Here is an 18,135-nt window from a genome sequence, read left to right on the forward strand (position 1 = left end):
ATAATCGCAGTTAGGCCCCGAAAAGCAAATAGGAAATGAAAATGAACGACAGTGAATTTCATCAGTTAGCTGATCAACTGATGCTTTATATCGAAGAGCAACTGGATAATTATGATGGCAATGCTGATATCGACTGTGAAACCAATGGCGGTGTCATGACCCTGAGCTTTGATAATGACAGCAAAATTATTATCAATCGTCAGGAACCTTTCCATCAAATCTGGCTGGCAACCAAAAACGGTGGTTATCATTTTGATTATAAAGAGGGTCATTGGATTTGTGACCGTAGCGGCGGCAATTTCCTGACCATGTTAGCGCAATCCATCACAGAACAAAGTAGTGAACTGTTCAATTTTCAATGATTGAACTACCCCGCAGTGCGGGGTAAATCAGTAATGCGACACTGAACGATAAAGTTCCGGCTGTTCTTCTCCACCGGTTTCCCCATCATTAGTCACACACAAATGTGAAAAAGAGGATCCACTGAATGGAATCACCTGAATCTGGTCTTTCATTTGAACAATCTGATAAAACTGCGGTAGGTTAAAGTTGATAAAACTTGATCCGTAAGTAAACCGATCATGCGATGAAGAATAAAACCGACTGACGTCGCGTACCAATTCTTCCTTACTTCCCTCACAATGAGAATAAATTTCCACCCGGTTGGTTTCATCCAGGATATAAATATTAAAACTTTTATTATCTTGAGTATTTTCGAAGAAAAATTGAATAATACCCTCGCTGGCAAAACCATCAACCACAGCAGGCAAATGTGTCTCTTTGGTATTAATTTTTACCGGCAACCCATGCAGTTTGTTATTAGAAATTGCCCCATAGAATTCCACAGCATTCTCCAATTTTTGCACAGAGACGTTCAGACGTTCAAAGAAAAGCCCCCAAGTCTGGCCCGCAATACGCAGTGCTTTAAAACGGCCCGGATCCTGACGATTGCTGGATAAACGTAACTCAATACATTCAGATACCAGTTGCTGGATCCGGGTTCGGATAAGCCCGCGTAAATGTTCACAATAACAGAACACTTCAACAGCCGCCGGCGGTGCAGCATCTTGATGCATTTTACCCAATATGGTTTTCAATGCTTCCAAAACAGACTGCTCGCCACTAAAATGCAATGTTCTCACTTCATTCCATGAGTTGCGGTAAAGTAAGTCGATACTTCCCACCAGACACTGTTGCGATTCACCAAAGCTGAATACGTCAAGCTTACGGAAATCAAAATGCACAACCTGATTAGAGAACGCAGCCGTCGGATCTTTCTCCAGATTAACAATAATCGCTAAGTGACGGATTTCACACGGACTATAGAGCGCTTTTGGCGTCGGTGCTGGCAAACGGATAGGAAAATGAGCGGAAATATCATTGATCAATTCATGCAACTTCAGTTCATCACACTGAGCTTCACCGTGATGAATATGAATACAGGATTTTTCTGTCAGCAAGCCGTTAAAATAGGTCCACGACACCAGTTTATTGAGGTAACGATTATATTCCAGAGGCTGACGCCCAATAATTGATTCAATGATCGGTGCCTGATTGTAAAGATACCAGCCACTGCGATTTGCACGTCCTTGAGGAACATAAATAAATGTTAAATGTTTCTCTGACAGGTCCGGTGAAATCTGTGGATTAACCAGTGTCACCTTACCCGGCAACGCTTCAAATGCAGCATAGAGTTTACGAGTCAGTACGCCAATATCCTGTGGGCTGGCACTGACACTCAGATTATTACGGCGGGCAAAACGGATAAGGTTACGGTAACTCTGCATCATGGTATCAAGCAGTTCATTATGAGCATCACGAACCTGTTCAATTTTCCATGCGTTGCGGTTATCCAGAATTTCCAACCGCGCTGTATCCCACTTCCACTCATATACCAACTGAGTCAAAACCTGGCGTCTCCAACCGGTACAACCTTCATCATCCTGGTTTAGAGAGAGCTTTTCACAAACTTTTAAATAGAAGCATCGACGTATTAAATCTAAGCGAGTCGTATCATTAATTTCTATCAGATAGCGAGTAACACGCTCAAGCATCATGCTGTATGCATCAAGGCCAAAGGAAACTATTTCACCCGCATGTAAACGCTGTTTCATCTCCGTTGCCAGTAACTTGCCATTGGGATATTCCCAGGAATATGCCTCCAGCAGCAAGCTTTTCAATACAGCTTTATAAGGAGAGTCGATACTTTTGTAGAGTTGCCATAAGCTGGCGCCAAAGTACTCTTCAGCAGAGAGTTCACCTAATCCACCGAGATCAAGCCACTCATTTGGCGTCAAAACACCTTGCGCATAAAGAGATAAAACATATTCGTCATAATGGCGCTCTTCTTCTACAGGCACCATTTCCCATAACAAACGCTTACCTGCCATACGCACAGCAGTACGGTAAAATTCATCAAGTAACAGAATATGCTGAGTAGAACCGCAATCTTCACCGCCAAGACGACCACTGGCATTATGGCGAAAGCGGTTCTCATCAATAAGAAAAAAATTGACTTCGATACCAAGCGCTGCCGCCCATTGTTCAATAAGCGTACATTTACGTTGTAACAAGAGGCGCTCATCATTATCAAGCCATGACTGATGACATACCCAAATATCCAAATCAGAACAACTACTTTGCCCAATTGACGAAGTACTCCCCATTGAGTAAATACCCGTAATAGGAAGCTGACCATTAGCAGGCTGTTCTATGGAGTGTTCTAATTTACTTTCTAAATCATTAAGATAGGATTTTTGTGATTCATCATGCACGAAAAAACATACGCCGTAGGGAACATTATCATTAATGTAACCTGGCATCATCGGATGATGATAATGCAATAATACTGGCAGTAAACTGTATACCTGTTTAAATTCCGCACTCATGGCGGTGGAGGCGCGTTCTAACCTGAGTTGGTTTATCGCATCCAGTCTCTGCTTCAGTGTTTCGATATAAAGGTACAAGACGTCTCGCCCGATTGAGTTCCAGTGCCCAGATAAATCCCCCGCTTCCGGCTGTTATAACTTAATGGAATTATTTAGAATGATTTTTACCAATTTATTACCGGAAACGTGATCAATTTAACATCTTGTAGATAAACCGTAAAGTCAGTAAAGCAATTGAATTGCAATGCGACACCAGACAAAAAACCAAATAACATATTGTTATATATACAAATAATCTAAAAAACCATACTTTTTATACTTTCTTTTATGAAGGAAATTTTCTCTGCCCATTTTTCAAGTAATGTATCCAATGCTTTTTTATCAGCAGCCTTATAAAAGTTACCCATTAGCTATATTTTAATTAGTCATTCTTTTCATTCAAGATTCTCTAATCACAGAAATAATCTACTGGAAAAGCTAATTCATATTTAAACTAATTTACTTATAGCGATATAAAATAATTTAAAAAATTAAAATTTATTTCATGCGTTTAACTTAATCTGCTCATTCTCTTCCCAGCCCTTAACTGGAAAAAAAACTGCTGAAGTGTTAAAACGAGGGCTAGTTTTTCATTTATATGACGGCTGAAAAGCCTGAGAAATACAAACAGCTATGTCAACAAAAAACATCCGTATCGCAACCCGTCAAAGCCCTCTGGCTATGTGGCAGGCACTTTATGTTCAGCAAAAACTACAACAACATCACCCAGATTTGGAAGTTCAACTGGTTCCGATGGTAACCCAAGGTGATATTATTCTGGACACTCCTCTGGCAAAAGTGGGCGGCAAGGGGCTATTTGTCAAAGAATTAGAACGGGCTTTGCTTGAAGGCCGGGCCGATATCGCAGTTCATTCAATGAAAGATGTACCGATCTCTTTTCCTGAAGGACTGGGCTTGGTCACTATTTGTGAACGTGATGATCCGCGCGATGCTTTTGTTTCTGTCAAATATAACTCTCTTGATGAATTGCCAACAGGCAGCATTGTTGGCACATCAAGTTTACGCCGTCAGTGTCAACTGCGTGAATTACGTCCCGACCTGGTTATCCGTGACCTTCGGGGTAATGTCGGCACCCGCCTGAATAAGCTGGATAATGGTCATTACGATGCCATCATTCTCGCTGTTGCAGGATTGAAAAGGTTAAAGCTGCATGAACGTATCCGTACGCCATTGTTTGTAGAACAATCATTACCTGCCGCGGGTCAAGGAGCCGTGGGGATTGAATGCCGACTTGAAGACCAGCAAACACAAGCTCTGTTAGCACCATTAAATCATTATGATACAGAAATCTGTGTTCTTGCCGAACGGGCGATGAATACCCGCCTGGAAGGAGGCTGCCAAGTACCAATAGGCAGCTATGCCATCTGGCAGGATGGAAAAATCTGGCTACGGGCATTGGTTGGAGCACCGGATGGCAGCGTTATTATTCGTGGTGAGAGAACAACATTACCCAAAGATGCCAGCCAGTCAGGGATTGAACTGGCAGAAGAGTTGCTGGAACGGGGAGCGAGGGCAATTCTGACCGACGTTTATCAAGGAAATCCCCCCACATGAGCATTCTGGTGACACGGCCTTCTCCTGCCGGAGAGGAATTAGTCAGAAAGTTACAGGCAGTGGGAAAAACTGTTTTTAGCGCACCTTTAATCAATATTCACCCAGGTTCAGAGCTGCCACTGTTAGCTGAGAAGCTCAATCAGCTGAATGCCGGTGATATGGTATTTCTGTTATCAAAAAATGCAGTTCATTATGCAAATTCACAGTTAAATAAAATTAATCTGTCATGGCCTGACAAGCTGATTTATTATGCTATTGGCAGATCAACCGCACTGGCTTTTCATCAATTGACGGATATAAATATTATCTGGTCATTAGAGGGTGAAACCAGCGAAATCCTGCTGGAACTACCATCATTACATCAGGTTGAAAATAAACAGGCTTTGCTGCTCAGAGGAAATGGCGGACGTGAGGTTATTGCCCGCACGTTGACAGAAAGAGGGGCCTCAGTTAGTTATTGTGAATGTTATCTTCGCCAACCAATAGACTATCCGGCAGCAAAATTCAGTGCCCATTGGCAAAAATATGGAGTACAGACTTTAATTGTAACCAGTGGCGAAATACTGCAACTGTTATATAACTTAATACCCGAAAGTGATCGGAATAGGTGGTTATTAAATTGCCGCCTTGTTGTGGTAAGCGAGCGTCTTGCACACATCGCCCAGAGCCTGGGCTGGCAAGATGTTAAAGTTGCAAAAAGTGCAGACAACGATGCCTTAATTCAGGCACTAGAATAAACTGACATGGGATGCCCACTATGACGGAACAAAAACAGTCCGCCGAGACGGTTGAAAAAACAATAAATACGGTTGAAAACTCGCAACAGCCCGAAACAGCGCCTCAAAAGCAAGAACGTTCTGGCACTCTGAGAAGTATCATTACTATTGCAATTATTCTGGCAATCGGTGGCGGTCTTTATTACTACGGACAACAACAAAGCCATTTACTCAGCGCGGAAAACCATGAACTACGCCAACAATTGGAATCATTGAAACAACAGCAATCACAAGATAAACAACGTATTGAAATTCTATTCAAAGAACAATCGCAAGCTTTAAACCACCTTGCCGTACAAGCTGCACAAAATGATCAACTGGGAAATCGCCTGCAAGAGTTACAAGCCAGAATCTCTTCGTTATCCAGTTCTGACGTAAAAAGCTGGCTACTGGCGCAAGCTGACTTTTTGGTCAAAATGGCTGGACGAAAATTATGGAATGATCAAGATGTCGTCACCGCCGCAGCCCTCCTGAAAAATGCAGATGCCAGTCTCGCTGAGATGAATGATCCAAGTCTGATTGAAATCCGTCGTGCAATTACACAGGACATCAGCGCACTATCGGCTATCAACCAGATTGATTTTGATGGCGCCATCCTTCGGGTTAACCAACTTTCTAACCAAGTAGATAACCTGCGTCTGGCTGACAACACAATTGATGATTCACCTATGAATAAAGACAATGATGAATTAACCGGTTCATTATCTGAATGGCGTCAGAATCTGAATAAAAGCTGGAACAGCTTTATGGATAATTTTATTACTATCCGTCGCCGCGATACCACAGCAGAACCATTACTGGCGCCAAATCAGGATATCTATCTACGGGAGAATATCCGTGCCCGTCTATTGATTGCAGCTCAAGCAATCCCGCGTCATCAGGGTGAAGTTTTTAAACAATCACTGGAAACGGTTTCAACCTGGGTCAGAGCTTACTTTGATATCAACGATCCAAATACCAAAGCATTCCTGGAAGAAATTGATTCACTCAGTCAGCAACCTGTTTCCATGACGGTACCCGATCATCTTTCAAGTCAGCCGTTACTGGAAAAACTGATGCAAACCCGGGTTCGCAACTTGCTGTCCCAGTCCTCTGAAACCCACCAAGAAGGCTAAGTTATGCTGAAAGTTTTGTTACTGTTTGTTGTACTGATTGTTGGTATTGTGCTTGGCCCAATCATTGCGGGTCATCAAGGATATGTTCTGATTCAGACTGACAACTACAATATTGAAACCAGTGTTACCGGCCTGTTCATTATATTTGTTCTGTTACAAATGGTGCTCTGCTTCCTTGGCTGGTGCTACCGCAGAGTCATGCGTACCAGTTCCCGTACCCGTGGTTGGTTCCTCGGACGTAAACGCAGCCGAGCTCATGCTCAGACAAAAGAAGCGCTAATCAAACTGGCCGAAGGTGATTTTAAACAAGTTGAGCAATTACTGACCCGTAATGCTGATCATGCAGAACAACCTGTAGTCAACTATTTGCTAGCAGCCGAAGCAGCCCAACAACGTGGAGATGAATTCCGTACCAATCAGTATCTGGAACGTGCGGCAGAAGTCGCAGACAATAATCAGTTACCTGTGGATATTACCCGTGTACGTATTCAACTGGCACAAGGTGAAATTCATGCTGCTCGCCACGGTATAGACAAACTTCTGAATCAATCTTCACGCCATCCAGAAGTTTTGCGCCTGGCAGAACAAGCTTATACAAGATCCGGAGCTTACCAGTCACTGATTGATATACTGCCAACAATGGAGAAAATCCATCTGCATGATGAATCACAAATGCACAAGCTGCGTCAACAAGCCTATATCGGTTTGATGGATCAGCATATGGCAGAACAGGGCAGCGAAGGCTTAAAACGCTGGTGGCATGATCAAAGCCGTAAAATTCGCCATGATGTGGCTTTGCAGGTTGCAATATCTGAGCATTTGATTGAATGTGATGATCATGAAACTGCACAAAAAATTATCCTGGAAAGTTTAAAACGTCAATACGATGAACGTTTATTGTTGTTGATTCCACGGTTAAAAAATGAAGATTCAAAGCCGGTACAAAAGGCGCTGGATCATCAATTAAAGCAACATGGCGCAACCCCTCTGCTAAACAGTACTCTTGGACAGGTTGCTTTGCGTCATGGAGAATGGGAAAAAGCAACACGAGATTTTAAAGCCGCATTAGAGCAACGACCGGATGCCCATGATTATGCCTGGTTAGCAGATGCACTGGATAAGTTACGCAAACCGGATGAAGCGGCACAGGTGCGCCGTGAGGGATTAGTGCTAACTTTAAAGCGCGAGAGTGATGTGGCTAATAGCCAATAGTGTCAACGAACATCTGATACCATAGTTTCATGATCTATCCATCACTATTCCTTTACAATTTATTCATATCATTGATTAAAAATGCCCTCCATACGAGGGCATTTTTTTAGCCATATTTTCTGGAAAAATCTTCATCAGAAGTGCAAAGATAAATAATAAATTCAATGAATGAGATAAACGAAGGGATAAACGTCCAGCAAAATAACAGATATAAAATCCCCATACCGATTTTACCCAGATAAAATTTATGAGCACCAAAACCGCCAAGAAAAAATGCCAGTAACGCAGCAACAATTCTGCTTTTACTGCCAGAAGAATATGCTTTTATTACCGCACCACAATGTGGGCATGATTGTGCAGATTCATGCAACATCTGACCACAACCAAAGCATCCGATCATTTTTGACATTTATATTTCCTTTAAAATAGGTTAGGAAGAAGTAACTGTAACTAAGTCAGTTGCATAGCAGAAACCAATAGTCGTATTTCCCGTTTTTCTTATATTAAATATTAATATCTAAACAGTATATAAATCTATCAGATATTCCTAACGATGGGCAAAAAAAACACCTACCTTGGAAATACAGATAGGTGTACAAATACAATCAGGTCTACAGACGGATAGTGCCTCACTCAACGTTAAGTCCGATCGGTGATGAAAAGATGGCTATATCTTACTCATCTGTGACATGGACAATAGGCACCGATAATCGGCTCTGCATCATCCCTAGGTTTATGAAGCATATGCTGTCATAAGAAATAGGATGAGCATCTACGTTTGTAGTAATGCATTTAACATGCCAACTTTTATCCGGATGATAAGTCGCTTCGCCTCATCGGTTATTTCTCTATTTATTACAACGAGAAAGCAAATCATCACAAAATCCACTTCATTGACTGTCTCTTATTTGAGACAACGTATAACACATTTATTATTTTTCATTTTAATTCAATGTATTATAAGTCTCTTATTTGAGACAGCTAATATGCCAATCGTCGTCAAAATACAACAAGATAAAAAATTATTATATAAAACAAGTAGCTAATATCGGGCAAACAATTCACTGAACTTAAATCGAATAAAGCATACACTACGAGTAATGGACAGAAGAAAACAAAAAATAGGTAGGAGAAAAGCAAAAAACCCTGCATTGCAGGGTTCTTCAAAATTTGGTCGGCGAGAGAGGATTCGAACCTCCGACCCACTGGTCCCAAACCAGTTGCGCTACCAAGCTGCGCTACTCGCCGAAATCTTCTCTTTTTTATGGTGCGAAGGGGGGGACTTGAACCCCCACGTCCGTAAGGACACTAACACCTGAAGCTAGCGCGTCTACCAATTCCGCCACCCTCGCGTGTCACAAAAAAGATGGGGTGGCTAATGGGACTCGAACCCACGACAACTGGAATCACAATCCAGGGCTCTACCAACTGAGCTATAGCCACCATAACAGCTATTTTACTACTAGATACAACTTACAAACAGCGGAAATACACCGCAGCTCTTGCACGCAAATTAATGGCGCGCCCGACAGGATTCGAACCTGAGACCTCTGCCTCCGGAGGGCAGCGCTCTATCCAGCTGAGCTACGGGCGCTTAACGCCGTTGCGGATGGGGATAGTACGGATTTAATGATATACTGTCCAGCGCTTTTTTTAAGAAATGATGCGTTTGATTACACCTTGCTCACTTCGTTGATAAAGCCAGCTATCACGCCCTACCCGCGACAGCTATGACAGTAAATCAGACTGTTGGTTTTCTGCTGCAAAAAAACCTTACTATCCAATAAATCAGCGACACTATCAGCAGAAAACCTCCACCTACCAGCAATGAGAAACGAGTATCCGGGTTAATTGCCATACCTACCAATACACAGCATAAAAATGCCAGTGTCAGATAATTCACATAGGGGAACAGGATAGATTTAAAGCTATGTTGCATCTGTGTCTCTTGATGGTACTGACGAAAACGTAACTGGCTCACCAGAATAACAAACCACGGAACCATTCCCGGCAGTACACTGGCGCTGTAAACATAAACAAAAACTGCCTGTGGATTTGGGATCAGGTAATTCAAACTGGAGCCTATCAGCAAGCACAGAATTGTAATGGCAACGCAGATTACCGGCACACCATTCTTTGACAGTTTTGTCAGCGATGAAGGTAATTGGCGGTTTTGTGCCAGCGCATAGAGCATCCGTCCACCACTGTACATACCACTGTTACAACCAGAAAGCGCAGCGGTCAAGACAACAAAGTTAATCACAGCTGCCGCTGAGGTGATACCCACTTTGGTAAAGGTCATCACAAACGGACTGCCTTGTGAACCAACTTCTATCCACGGAAACAAGGTAATGACAATAAAGATCGCACCCACATAGAAAATCAGGATACGCCAGAGAATATTGTTAATCGCTTTTTTCAACGTAACCTGTGGATTTTTAGCTTCACCCGCAGTGATGCCTACCAGTTCCACACCCTGATAAGATGCAACAACAATACAAAGCGCAAACAGAAACCCTTTCCAACCACCGGCAAAGAAACCGCCATGAGCAGTCAGATTATCCAATCCAATAGGTTGCCATTGATTACCAATACCAAAAAATATCAGTCCCAGGCCAATCAGGATCATGACGATAATTGTGGTCACTTTAATCATAGCAAACCAAAATTCCAGTTCACCATAAAGACGTACCGCCGCAAGGTTCGCCAAAGCAACTAATACCACCGCAATCAATGCTGATACCCATTGAGGAAGCTCAGGAAACCAGAACTCGGCATAAACTCCGATAGCTGTTATTTCTGATATCCCTACTGCCACCCACATAAACCAATAACCCCAAGCGGTCAGGCATCCCCAATACGGGCTGAGATATTTATGACCAAAAGAAGCGAAAGAACCCGTGACAGGCTCAAGAAACAGCATTTCACCCATGGATCGCATAATGAAGAAAACAAAAATTCCGGCAATAATATAAGCCAGCAAAACAGAAGGGCCAGCCCATTTCAACGTGCTGGCTGAGCCCATAAACAGACCGACACCAATAGTTCCACCTAATGCGATTAGCTCAATATGACGGGCTTCTAAACCTCGTTGTAGGCCCTGTTGTTGATCTGCCATAAATTCCCTGTCCATTGTTATGTGTTTTAATGTGCAATAGTTCAAAATATACAAGACCGGTTTTGACCAGCCGTAAAAATGGCAAGGATCAAAACACGTTTTTCCACTCAGTGAAATAAAAAATTACCTAATAATTAGTACAGATGACAAAAGCCTGGCAGGATCAAACGGTTATATAGACGCTGTGAAATGAATTTTTTGACAGCCTGCCGCAAATTGTTATATGACAGGCAGGCTACATATTTACAGACGATTGCTGTAGTAATATCCCAGAAACTTCAATAGCTTAAACTGACGACGGATACGGCTCGGCTGTAATAACAAACGATAAAACCATTCCAGCCCGAGGTTCTGCCATACTTTTGGCGCCCGTTTTACGTGACCGATGAATACGTCATAAGTACCACCAACCCCCATATAAAGCGCATCGCAATGAATTTTACGGCAGTCACGCATGAAAATTTCTTGCTTAGGCGACCCCATCGCAACTGTCACAATTGCTGCTCCGCTAACATGAATCCGCTCAAAAACAACATTACGCTCTTCTGGCGTGAAATAACCATTCTGACTGCCAACGATATTGACGTTCCACTGAGTCCGCAGTTTGTTTTCCGTCTGTTCTAATATCTCTGGTTTACCTCCAACCAGAAAAACGGGGGTACCTTCTTTACCAGCACGCTCCATGATGGCTTCCCACAGATCAGCACCGGCTATGCGGGAAACTTCAGCATCAGGGTACTTACGGCGGATAGCACGTACAATGCTGATACCATCGGCATACAGATACTCTGCTTCGCCCAGTAATGTACTCAACGCTTTATCTTGCTCTGCTGTCAGAACTTTTTCCGCATTAACCGCAACCAGAGTACCGGTTTTTACCTGCCCACGTTGAAAAATATGGTCAAGAAAGTGTGCCATATCGCGGAAGCCCCAAATATTCAGACCGCGGATACTATACTTGGGAATATCGTTTAGCCCCATTTTCTTTCCTCACATTGCAACGGACGTTTTTGCGATACAGCCAGGTTGCCAGTCAGGTATTTTCTAATAAGCCCTGCACTCTCAAGTAGCCAATACAACAATTTAGCAACCACCAGACATAAGCCAAAAATAATACAGAAAAATACTACCCGGGAAACAAATGAATCCAATCCTTCACGAGCCAGTACTATCATGTTGAAGATCGCGCCAAAGCAGAATGCCTGCAAAATAGCGGCCTTATAACGATTAGTCTCCTGTTTCCCTAACTCATAAATCCAGTCAAACCACTTAATTATCAACCCAACAACAATTGCACCAACCGGAACAAACAGTACCCCGCCCATAACTACCAGAGAACCTATCAAAGTCGGGGAGATTGCCAGACCAGAGTGGTTATCCAGCACCTCCCAGGTGAAGTAATTCGCTGAATTCAACACCGCATCAGGGCGCCCAGGCCAGAGCCAGCTTGGAATAAAAACATAGAAATCACGGATAATCGGTGCCAGCCCCTGAAAATCGATTTTGGCATAGTTATTCAGCAGTAACGCAAGATTTTCCCACGGCGAGAAAGTATCCCTAGTGAGGTAGAGAAAGGTATAAAACGCTTCTGCTCCATTGACATCCAGGCTATAACGTTTGAGTGCCAACCAGAACATGCCAACAATTCCCATTGCTCCCGCAGTTATCAGCATCCACAAGGTTATCCAGCCACGAACAATGCCGATAAACAGAAATAACGCAAATGCAATAATAATATTTGCCCTTGTTCCCCCAACAATGACATAAGTCAGAATCCCAAAAGCAACCGTGCTCATCAGGAAAAACAGCCAGCGTAATTGTGTCGGTTTCAGGAAATAAACCACTAACATGGCGGGAATAAAGAAGTAAAAGAACCGCTTCAGAGCAACGCCAGAAACCTGACTGGAAAAAATCTGACTGTACGACTGTAATTTAAACAATAGAAAACCGTTTTGCATAAAGAACAGCCCAACTGTCACAACCGCAACCAATGCCAGCAATAACCATGTAAAGTTAGTTTCTACCCGGTTCATGGTGAATACGGGTGTTTTAAGCTGCATAGAGGACTTTCTTAACCGGGTTTTATAACTGACGTAATAAATTCCATAAAAACAAGTTGAAGCCAGCAAAGCGTGTAATAAGGAGTCTACAGGCACCACTTCAACATCGAATTGAAAAACCAGCAAGCATGTCAGAGGAAAACCAAAATAAAATGTCAGCAAATAAAGCAATGAGAAGAACACATTAAAATTAAAACGTACACGCCGGAATTCCTGATAAGTCAGCGTCAGGATAAAAACCAGTGATATCAGATAAACAACAAATAATCCGCCAAATTGCGTTAAAGTCATTGCTGCTCTCCTACCACTTTTACCAATGCTTGCCGCCATCCATCAATAAAGTTCGGACTAAAGAAAGCTATCGCGTTCCTGTCCAGAGAAAGCATCTGCCGTTGTGCTTCTGCAATCAGTTGGTTATCTAAAGAATCATCGGAGAAAAATACCGGAACCTGCTGTTCTATTAAATCCTGCCAAAAAAGATTCTGACGACTAAGCACAAACGGCACACCAAATTGTATCAACAGACAAATTGTTCCGATTCCCTGCTGGCGGTTAAAAATGAAATACCCTAAATCACAACGACGCAACAATGCCAAATAATCATCAAACGCCATATTATGCTTAAGAATTCTTAAATTTTCCGGCCGGAACAACGATAAAGCAAACTGTTCAACCTGCTCAATATAAGCCTGATTATTTTCCGGATAACCCATTGGGATGACTATTTGTACCTTATCACCAAACTGCTTATGAATAGCTTTCAGTGCAGCAATATGGCGGTTTGATCGATCACCGGAGTTCCCCAATAAAATTGTCATCTTGTCATCATCAGAAAGAGCTTTTCCTGCAATCGTCAAGGCTGGATCCATTCTGGTTGGGAAATAGAGCAATGACGTTGGTACTTTCGGATGATGTTGAGAACAAAAATAGAGATCACCACGAACCGCAAATATATGCCCCACCCGACGCTGCGCCAGACGACGCAGGAAATAAAACAGACGGAATTTTAACTGACAAGAGTCTTCATAAAGGTCAGCGCCCCAAACATGCCACCAGAATTGATTGCGTTTAATTTTTCCTGATAACAACGCTAACCACAAACCCGCATTAAATTGTCCATGAAAAAAAAATCGGCAATCCCTGTCTGACTGCGCTTTAGCAATAACAGCTTGAGATAGAGATTTTTTACTGTCGAAAAATGTCATATCCAATGCCAGGCAATCACCCAATGAAGCTCGATCCCTAGCCACTACCATAAACTTTGGTTTGGCTGAAAAACCAATTTCTTGCGCTAAAACGTCATTAAAAAAGCGCAATACCGTTCTATTATGATGGGGGATATCAGATCCCAGAACGTGAATTAGAGCTGTCATGCTGCTTGCCTGCGATAAATAAGAAATGCACCACAACAAAGGGTGAAATAAACAATATAAGTTGCCATATAGGCTTGCGCTGCTCCTAACGCTCCATTGACAGGAATCAGCCAATGGGCAAAACCAGTGAGCAACAAAAACTGGCTGACCTCAGTCAGCACATAAAAACGCAATGCGGCCTTGGCAATAACCAGATAACCAAAAACGTAAGCGCCCACTTTCAATACATCACCAATCAATTGCCAAGCAAACAAATCACGCATAGCAGTAAATTTGTCAGAAAACAGCAACCAAATGGCAAAATCGCGCAACAACCATACGGTAAAACTTGCAAAAGCCACAGCAGGCAAAACAAATTTCAGCGCCTTAACTATCTCATTTGATATTTCACCCTTACCCTGCAATCGTGAAAGCGTTGGCAACAAATAAACACTGAAAGAAGCGGTGATAAATTGCAGATAAGCATCGGAAATACTGCTTACACCTTGCCAAATACCCACATCATCCCAACTATACTGCGCTGCCAGCAAGTTTCGCATCATAATGTAAGCAACCGGTAAGGTAATAGAAGTCAACAAAGCCATAAGGGTAAATTTGCCGAGCTCGCTAGCCAGTACCTTATCCCACATGGGCTTAAAATGTGAGAATGAAATTTCTTTGCCACGCGAAAGCATCAATCCCGCTGGAAATATTATCAGCGCCGGCACTAAGGCCAAACCAGCTAAAGCACCTTCATACCCACCAAGGGTGAAACAGAGATAATAAGCAATCACTCCAATTAAACTACCAAGAATAATCGCCAGCGCATTCCCCTGAGCATCCCGGTATCCTTTCAAAATAGCCAGAAAATAGTTGGCACAGGCAATTCCCATTTGAATAAATGCGATCGCTTGCACAACTGGCTCATAATCCCTATGACCAAATAACCCAATACTAATCGGCCCGCTAAGCAACAGAAAAATTACGGCCAATAGAGTGGAAAACCCGAGAATAATGGCAGAAGAAGTCCCCAATACCGCACGCAACCTTTCCGGCTGCTGCTGATACTCCGCAACATATTTAGTCACACCATTAAAAATACCGGCACCAGCCAACACCCCAAGAACAGTAATAAGCTGACGGAAATTACCCGCCTGCCCAACCCCGCTGGGGCCAAAAGCAACGGCCAGTAATTTAACGATTAAAAGCCCCACACCAATTTTTATCAGTGTAGAGCCAGCAGTCCATATTGACGCTTTAGCTAATGACATATCAGGCGAAGTATTCTCTGATATGTTCGATAACAACCTGCTGTTCAGCATCTGTTATATTGTAGAACATTGGCAAGCGTACTAAGCGATCACTTTCACTGGTTGTGAAGCGATCTTTTCCGTGGAAACGGCCAAATTTTTCACCGCCAGGGCTGGTATGCAGAGAAACATAATGAAATACCGTCAGTACGCCAGCATCTTTCATATAGCTATTGAGAGCAGAACGCTCTTCAACATCTTTCAGTTTGATATAGAACATATGAGCATTATGTTCCAATCCTTCCGGTACTACAGGTAATGTCAGGTAACCGGCATCAGCCAGCGGTTTTAATGCCTGATAATAGGTATCCCACAAAGCAAGACGACGTTCATTGATTTTCTTAGCTTCTTCGAGTTGTGCCCACAAATAAGCAGCTTGAAGATCTGACATCAAATAACTGGAACCAATATCGCGCCAAGTGTATTTATCAACTTGACCACGGAAAAACTGGCTACGATTCGTTCCTTTTTCACGGACGATTTCAGCACGCGAGATCAGGGATTCATCATTGATAAGTGCTGCACCGCCTTCACCACCAGAAGAGTAGTTTTTGGTTTCATGGAAACTGTAGCAACCAATGTGCCCGATAGTTCCCAATGCGCGCCCCTTATAAGCAGACATTACCCCCTGGGCTGCATCTTCCACGACAAACAGATTATATTTCTCTGCCAGCGCCATGATGGTATCCATTTCACAAGCCACACCTGCGTAATGAACCGGAACAATCACTCGTGTTTTATCTGTAATCGCCGCTTCGATTTTGGTTTCATCAATATTCATGGTATCTGGACGGATATCCACGAAAACAACGGTTGCCCCACGCAGTACAAACGCGTTAGAACTGGAAACGAAAGTGAAGCTCGGCATGATTACTTCATCACCGGGCTGGATATTCAGCAAAATAGCCGCCATTTCCAGAGAAGCTGTGCAAGATGGCGTCAGCAAAACTTTCGGGCAGCCGAAATGTTGTTCCATCCACTCTTCACAACGTTTGGTAAAACCACCGTCCCCACAAAGCTTACCGCTCTCCATTGCCTGTTTCATGTAATCTAATTCAGTGCCGACTACTGGTGGTCTGTTAAATGGAATCATTTCGTCCCCTATATAACCAATAAGCAGTGCTTTCAACAAGTGCACCACTGCGTGTATAAAGGCGCAAAGCAGCGATGTTGCTGGTTTGTGTCGCAATTCTTAATTGCTGTATTTGATGGTGTTGACACCACTGTTGCGCCACCGACATTAATTTTGCACCAATCCCACGGCCGGTATTTCCTGGAAATACGGCCAGCAACCCCATACGAGCCTCACTATTCCCTAAATCCCGCAAAGTAACAAACCCTGCGGGTTGCCCGTTATCTCCGTTTATCAGTAAACATTGATGATCAAATGTCCCTAATACCGCTTTCTCAACCCAGGTAGCATAGAAACGGCCACTATCCTGCGGCTGATACCACGGGACACGGAAACGGCTTAAAGAAAATATTTTGGCAGCTACCTCTTTCAGCATAGGGATATCCCGCTGTTTCGCCGGGATCAGCACATTCTCAGAAGAGTTGTTACTGCAAGTAATATAAGCATTTTCTATGCCAATCCTTAAGGAAAGATCGACTTCCCCCTCCACCAGCGAAAAACCCAACGCGGATAACCCATCAATGAGATCTAATCGTTGTGCGGGCACTTTGGCCTGCACCAAAGCGTACTGTTCTAATTGAGGTAAAGTTAACAACCTGGCATCAGGTGTGAAATCAAGACGAGCAGTGGACAACCCGAAGTAATGACTATCCCACTCTAATGGTTCAATACTGGCGCGAACGGACATGAAGTAGATCCAGCAGATATTGACCGTAGCCAGTTTTTGATAAGGATTTTGCTGTCTTTCTTAACTGCTCATCATCCAACCAGCCATTACGCCAAGCAATTTCTTCAAGACAAGCAATTTTAAAACCCTGACGTTTCTCAACAGTCTGCACAAAAGTGCTAGCTTCAATCAAGCTGTCATGAGTACCCGTATCCAGCCAGGCAAAACCACGCCCTAACAGTTCAACATTCAACTCACCACGTTCCAAATACATCTGGTTAATGCTGGTAATTTCCAACTCACCCCGTGCAGAAGGTTTTACCTGCCTGGCAAAATCCACGACCTGATTATCATAGAAATAGAGACCCGTTACCGCCCAGTTTGATTTTGGATTTTCTGGCTTTTCCTCTATGGAAAGAACGTGGAACTCGTCATCAAACTCCACCACACCAAATCGTTCAGGATCCATCACCTGATAACCAAAAATAGTCGCCCCTTTTCCACGGGAAACAACTTTTTTCAGTTTTGGGCTAAACGCTTGCCCGAAGTAGATATTATCTCCCAATACCAAGCAACTGGGCTCCCCGTTAATGAACTCTTCACCAATCAAAAAAGCCTGAGCTAAACCATCTGGTGATGGCTGTTCTTTATAACTCAAGCGAATACCAAATTCGTCACCATTGCCAAACAGCCGGCGGAAAGAAGGTAAATCTTCTGGTGTGGAGATAATCAGAACATCACGTATCCCTGCCAGCATCAGTACTGACAAAGGATAGTAAATCATCGGCTTATCATAAATTGGCAGTAGTTGTTTGGAAACACCTCGTGTTATCGGATGCAACCGGGTACCCGAGCCCCCTGCCAGAATAATGCCTTTCATGTTACCTCCAG

At 43.1% G+C, this 18,135-nt stretch carries 15 protein-coding genes and 4 tRNA genes; 5 read left to right on the top strand and 14 right to left on the bottom strand.

All coding sequences use genetic code 11. The annotated features are described in order from the left end of the window. The first annotated feature begins 41 nt into the window (after nt 1-41). Complete coding sequence (gene cyaY / locus C5470_RS15245) at nt 42-362, top strand: iron donor protein CyaY (protein WP_166290445.1); 321 nt, start codon at nt 42-44, stop codon at nt 360-362. 27 nt (nt 363-389) lie between these two features. On the opposite strand, the gene C5470_RS15250 is transcribed toward cyaY, so the two are convergent. Next, a complete protein-coding gene (locus tag C5470_RS15250) occupies nt 390-2,966 on the bottom strand; it encodes a class I adenylate cyclase (RefSeq protein ID WP_166290447.1) in 2,577 nt (858 codons plus the stop codon). A gap of 594 nt (nt 2,967-3,560) precedes the next feature. Here C5470_RS15250 and hemC point away from each other — a divergent pair. The 4 genes from hemC to hemY are packed head-to-tail and all read left to right on the top strand — an operon-like array spanning nt 3,561 to nt 7,605. Further along, nucleotides 3,561-4,502, top strand: coding sequence for a hydroxymethylbilane synthase (gene hemC / locus C5470_RS15255; protein ID WP_166290449.1), 942 nt, complete (start codon nt 3,561-3,563; stop codon nt 4,500-4,502). Then, a complete protein-coding gene (gene hemD, locus C5470_RS15260; RefSeq protein WP_166290451.1) occupies nt 4,499-5,239 on the top strand; it encodes a uroporphyrinogen-III synthase in 741 nt (246 codons plus the stop codon). The genes hemC and hemD overlap by 4 nt, the downstream gene beginning before the upstream one ends. Nucleotides 5,240-5,259: 20 nt before the next feature. Beyond that, a complete protein-coding gene (hemX, locus tag C5470_RS15265; protein ID WP_166290453.1) occupies nt 5,260-6,393 on the top strand; it encodes a uroporphyrinogen-III C-methyltransferase in 1,134 nt (377 codons plus the stop codon). Between the two features lie 3 nt (nt 6,394-6,396). Beyond that, on the top strand, nt 6,397-7,605 hold the full coding sequence (gene hemY / locus C5470_RS15270; protein WP_166290455.1) for a protoheme IX biogenesis protein HemY: 1,209 nt from the start codon (nt 6,397-6,399) through the stop codon (nt 7,603-7,605). A 106-nt stretch (nt 7,606-7,711) separates the two neighbouring features. Here hemY and C5470_RS15275 read toward each other — a convergent pair whose 3' ends face one another. From C5470_RS15275 to rfbA, 13 genes are all read right to left on the bottom strand, one after another. After that, a complete protein-coding gene (locus C5470_RS15275) occupies nt 7,712-8,014 on the bottom strand; it encodes an NINE protein (protein ID WP_166290457.1) in 303 nt (100 codons plus the stop codon). A gap of 762 nt (nt 8,015-8,776) precedes the next feature. Then, a tRNA-Pro gene (locus tag C5470_RS15280) sits at nt 8,777-8,853 on the bottom strand. A 17-nt stretch (nt 8,854-8,870) separates the two neighbouring features. Continuing rightward, nucleotides 8,871-8,957, bottom strand: a tRNA-Leu gene (locus C5470_RS15285). A gap of 15 nt (nt 8,958-8,972) precedes the next feature. Beyond that, nucleotides 8,973-9,048 (bottom strand) — tRNA-His (locus tag C5470_RS15290). A gap of 74 nt (nt 9,049-9,122) precedes the next feature. Further along, a tRNA-Arg gene (locus tag C5470_RS15295) sits at nt 9,123-9,199 on the bottom strand. A 147-nt stretch (nt 9,200-9,346) separates the two neighbouring features. After that, nucleotides 9,347-10,723 (bottom strand): bifunctional threonine/serine APC transporter ThrP, encoded by a 1,377-nt coding sequence (gene thrP / locus C5470_RS15300; protein WP_166290459.1) that lies wholly within the window; start codon nt 10,721-10,723, stop codon nt 9,347-9,349. 243 nt (nt 10,724-10,966) lie between these two features. Next, entirely contained in the window at nt 10,967-11,704 is a 738-nt protein-coding gene (gene wecG / locus C5470_RS15305; protein WP_166290461.1) for a lipopolysaccharide N-acetylmannosaminouronosyltransferase, read from the bottom strand. Continuing rightward, on the bottom strand, nt 11,695-13,074 hold the full coding sequence (gene wzyE / locus C5470_RS15310; protein ID WP_166290463.1) for an ECA oligosaccharide polymerase: 1,380 nt from the start codon (nt 13,072-13,074) through the stop codon (nt 11,695-11,697). The genes wecG and wzyE overlap by 10 nt, the downstream gene beginning before the upstream one ends. Next, a complete protein-coding gene (locus C5470_RS15315; RefSeq protein WP_166290465.1) occupies nt 13,071-14,156 on the bottom strand; it encodes a TDP-N-acetylfucosamine:lipid II N-acetylfucosaminyltransferase in 1,086 nt (361 codons plus the stop codon). The genes wzyE and C5470_RS15315 overlap by 4 nt, the downstream gene beginning before the upstream one ends. Then, a complete protein-coding gene (gene wzxE, locus C5470_RS15320; RefSeq protein WP_166290467.1) occupies nt 14,153-15,406 on the bottom strand; it encodes a lipid III flippase WzxE in 1,254 nt (417 codons plus the stop codon). Before wzxE ends, C5470_RS15315 begins: the two co-directional genes overlap by 4 nt. Nucleotide 15,407: 1 nt before the next feature. Further along, on the bottom strand, nt 15,408-16,538 hold the full coding sequence (rffA, locus tag C5470_RS15325; RefSeq protein ID WP_166290469.1) for a dTDP-4-amino-4,6-dideoxygalactose transaminase: 1,131 nt from the start codon (nt 16,536-16,538) through the stop codon (nt 15,408-15,410). Then, on the bottom strand, nt 16,525-17,265 hold the full coding sequence (rffC, locus tag C5470_RS15330) for a dTDP-4-amino-4,6-dideoxy-D-galactose acyltransferase (RefSeq protein WP_166290471.1): 741 nt from the start codon (nt 17,263-17,265) through the stop codon (nt 16,525-16,527). The genes rffA and rffC overlap by 14 nt, the downstream gene beginning before the upstream one ends. Continuing rightward, nucleotides 17,243-18,124, bottom strand: coding sequence for a glucose-1-phosphate thymidylyltransferase RfbA (rfbA, locus tag C5470_RS15335; protein ID WP_036844183.1), 882 nt, complete (start codon nt 18,122-18,124; stop codon nt 17,243-17,245). The genes rffC and rfbA overlap by 23 nt, the downstream gene beginning before the upstream one ends. Nucleotides 18,125-18,135: the final 11 nt, after the last annotated feature.

The sequence above is a fragment of the Photorhabdus stackebrandtii genome, from assembly GCF_011189495.1.
GTDB lineage: Bacteria > Pseudomonadota > Gammaproteobacteria > Enterobacterales > Enterobacteriaceae > Photorhabdus > Photorhabdus khanii.

Bases quoted from the DNA above. Each gene is read 5' to 3' on its own strand.
- hemC (WP_166290449.1), top strand. From the start codon at position 3,561: ATGTCAACAAAAAACATCCGTATCGCAACCCGTCAAAGCCCTCTGGCT.
- hemX (WP_166290453.1), top strand. From the start codon at position 5,260: ATGACGGAACAAAAACAGTCCGCCGAGACGGTTGAAAAAACAATAAAT.
- hemD (WP_166290451.1), top strand. From the start codon at position 4,499: ATGAGCATTCTGGTGACACGGCCTTCTCCTGCCGGAGAGGAATTAGTC.
- rfbA (WP_036844183.1), bottom strand. From the start codon at position 18,124: ATGAAAGGCATTATTCTGGCAGGGGGCTCGGGTACCCGGTTGCATCCG.
- wecG (WP_166290461.1), bottom strand. From the start codon at position 11,704: ATGGGGCTAAACGATATTCCCAAGTATAGTATCCGCGGTCTGAATATT.
- hemY (WP_166290455.1), top strand. From the start codon at position 6,397: ATGCTGAAAGTTTTGTTACTGTTTGTTGTACTGATTGTTGGTATTGTG.
- rffC (WP_166290471.1), bottom strand. From the start codon at position 17,265: ATGTCCGTTCGCGCCAGTATTGAACCATTAGAGTGGGATAGTCATTAC.
- cyaY (WP_166290445.1), top strand. From the start codon at position 42: ATGAACGACAGTGAATTTCATCAGTTAGCTGATCAACTGATGCTTTAT.
- rffA (WP_166290469.1), bottom strand. From the start codon at position 16,538: ATGATTCCATTTAACAGACCACCAGTAGTCGGCACTGAATTAGATTAC.
- wzyE (WP_166290463.1), bottom strand. From the start codon at position 13,074: ATGACTTTAACGCAATTTGGCGGATTATTTGTTGTTTATCTGATATCA.
- C5470_RS15315 (WP_166290465.1), bottom strand. From the start codon at position 14,156: ATGACAGCTCTAATTCACGTTCTGGGATCTGATATCCCCCATCATAAT.
- thrP (WP_166290459.1), bottom strand. From the start codon at position 10,723: ATGGCAGATCAACAACAGGGCCTACAACGAGGTTTAGAAGCCCGTCAT.
- wzxE (WP_166290467.1), bottom strand. From the start codon at position 15,406: ATGTCATTAGCTAAAGCGTCAATATGGACTGCTGGCTCTACACTGATA.
- C5470_RS15275 (WP_166290457.1), bottom strand. From the start codon at position 8,014: ATGTCAAAAATGATCGGATGCTTTGGTTGTGGTCAGATGTTGCATGAA.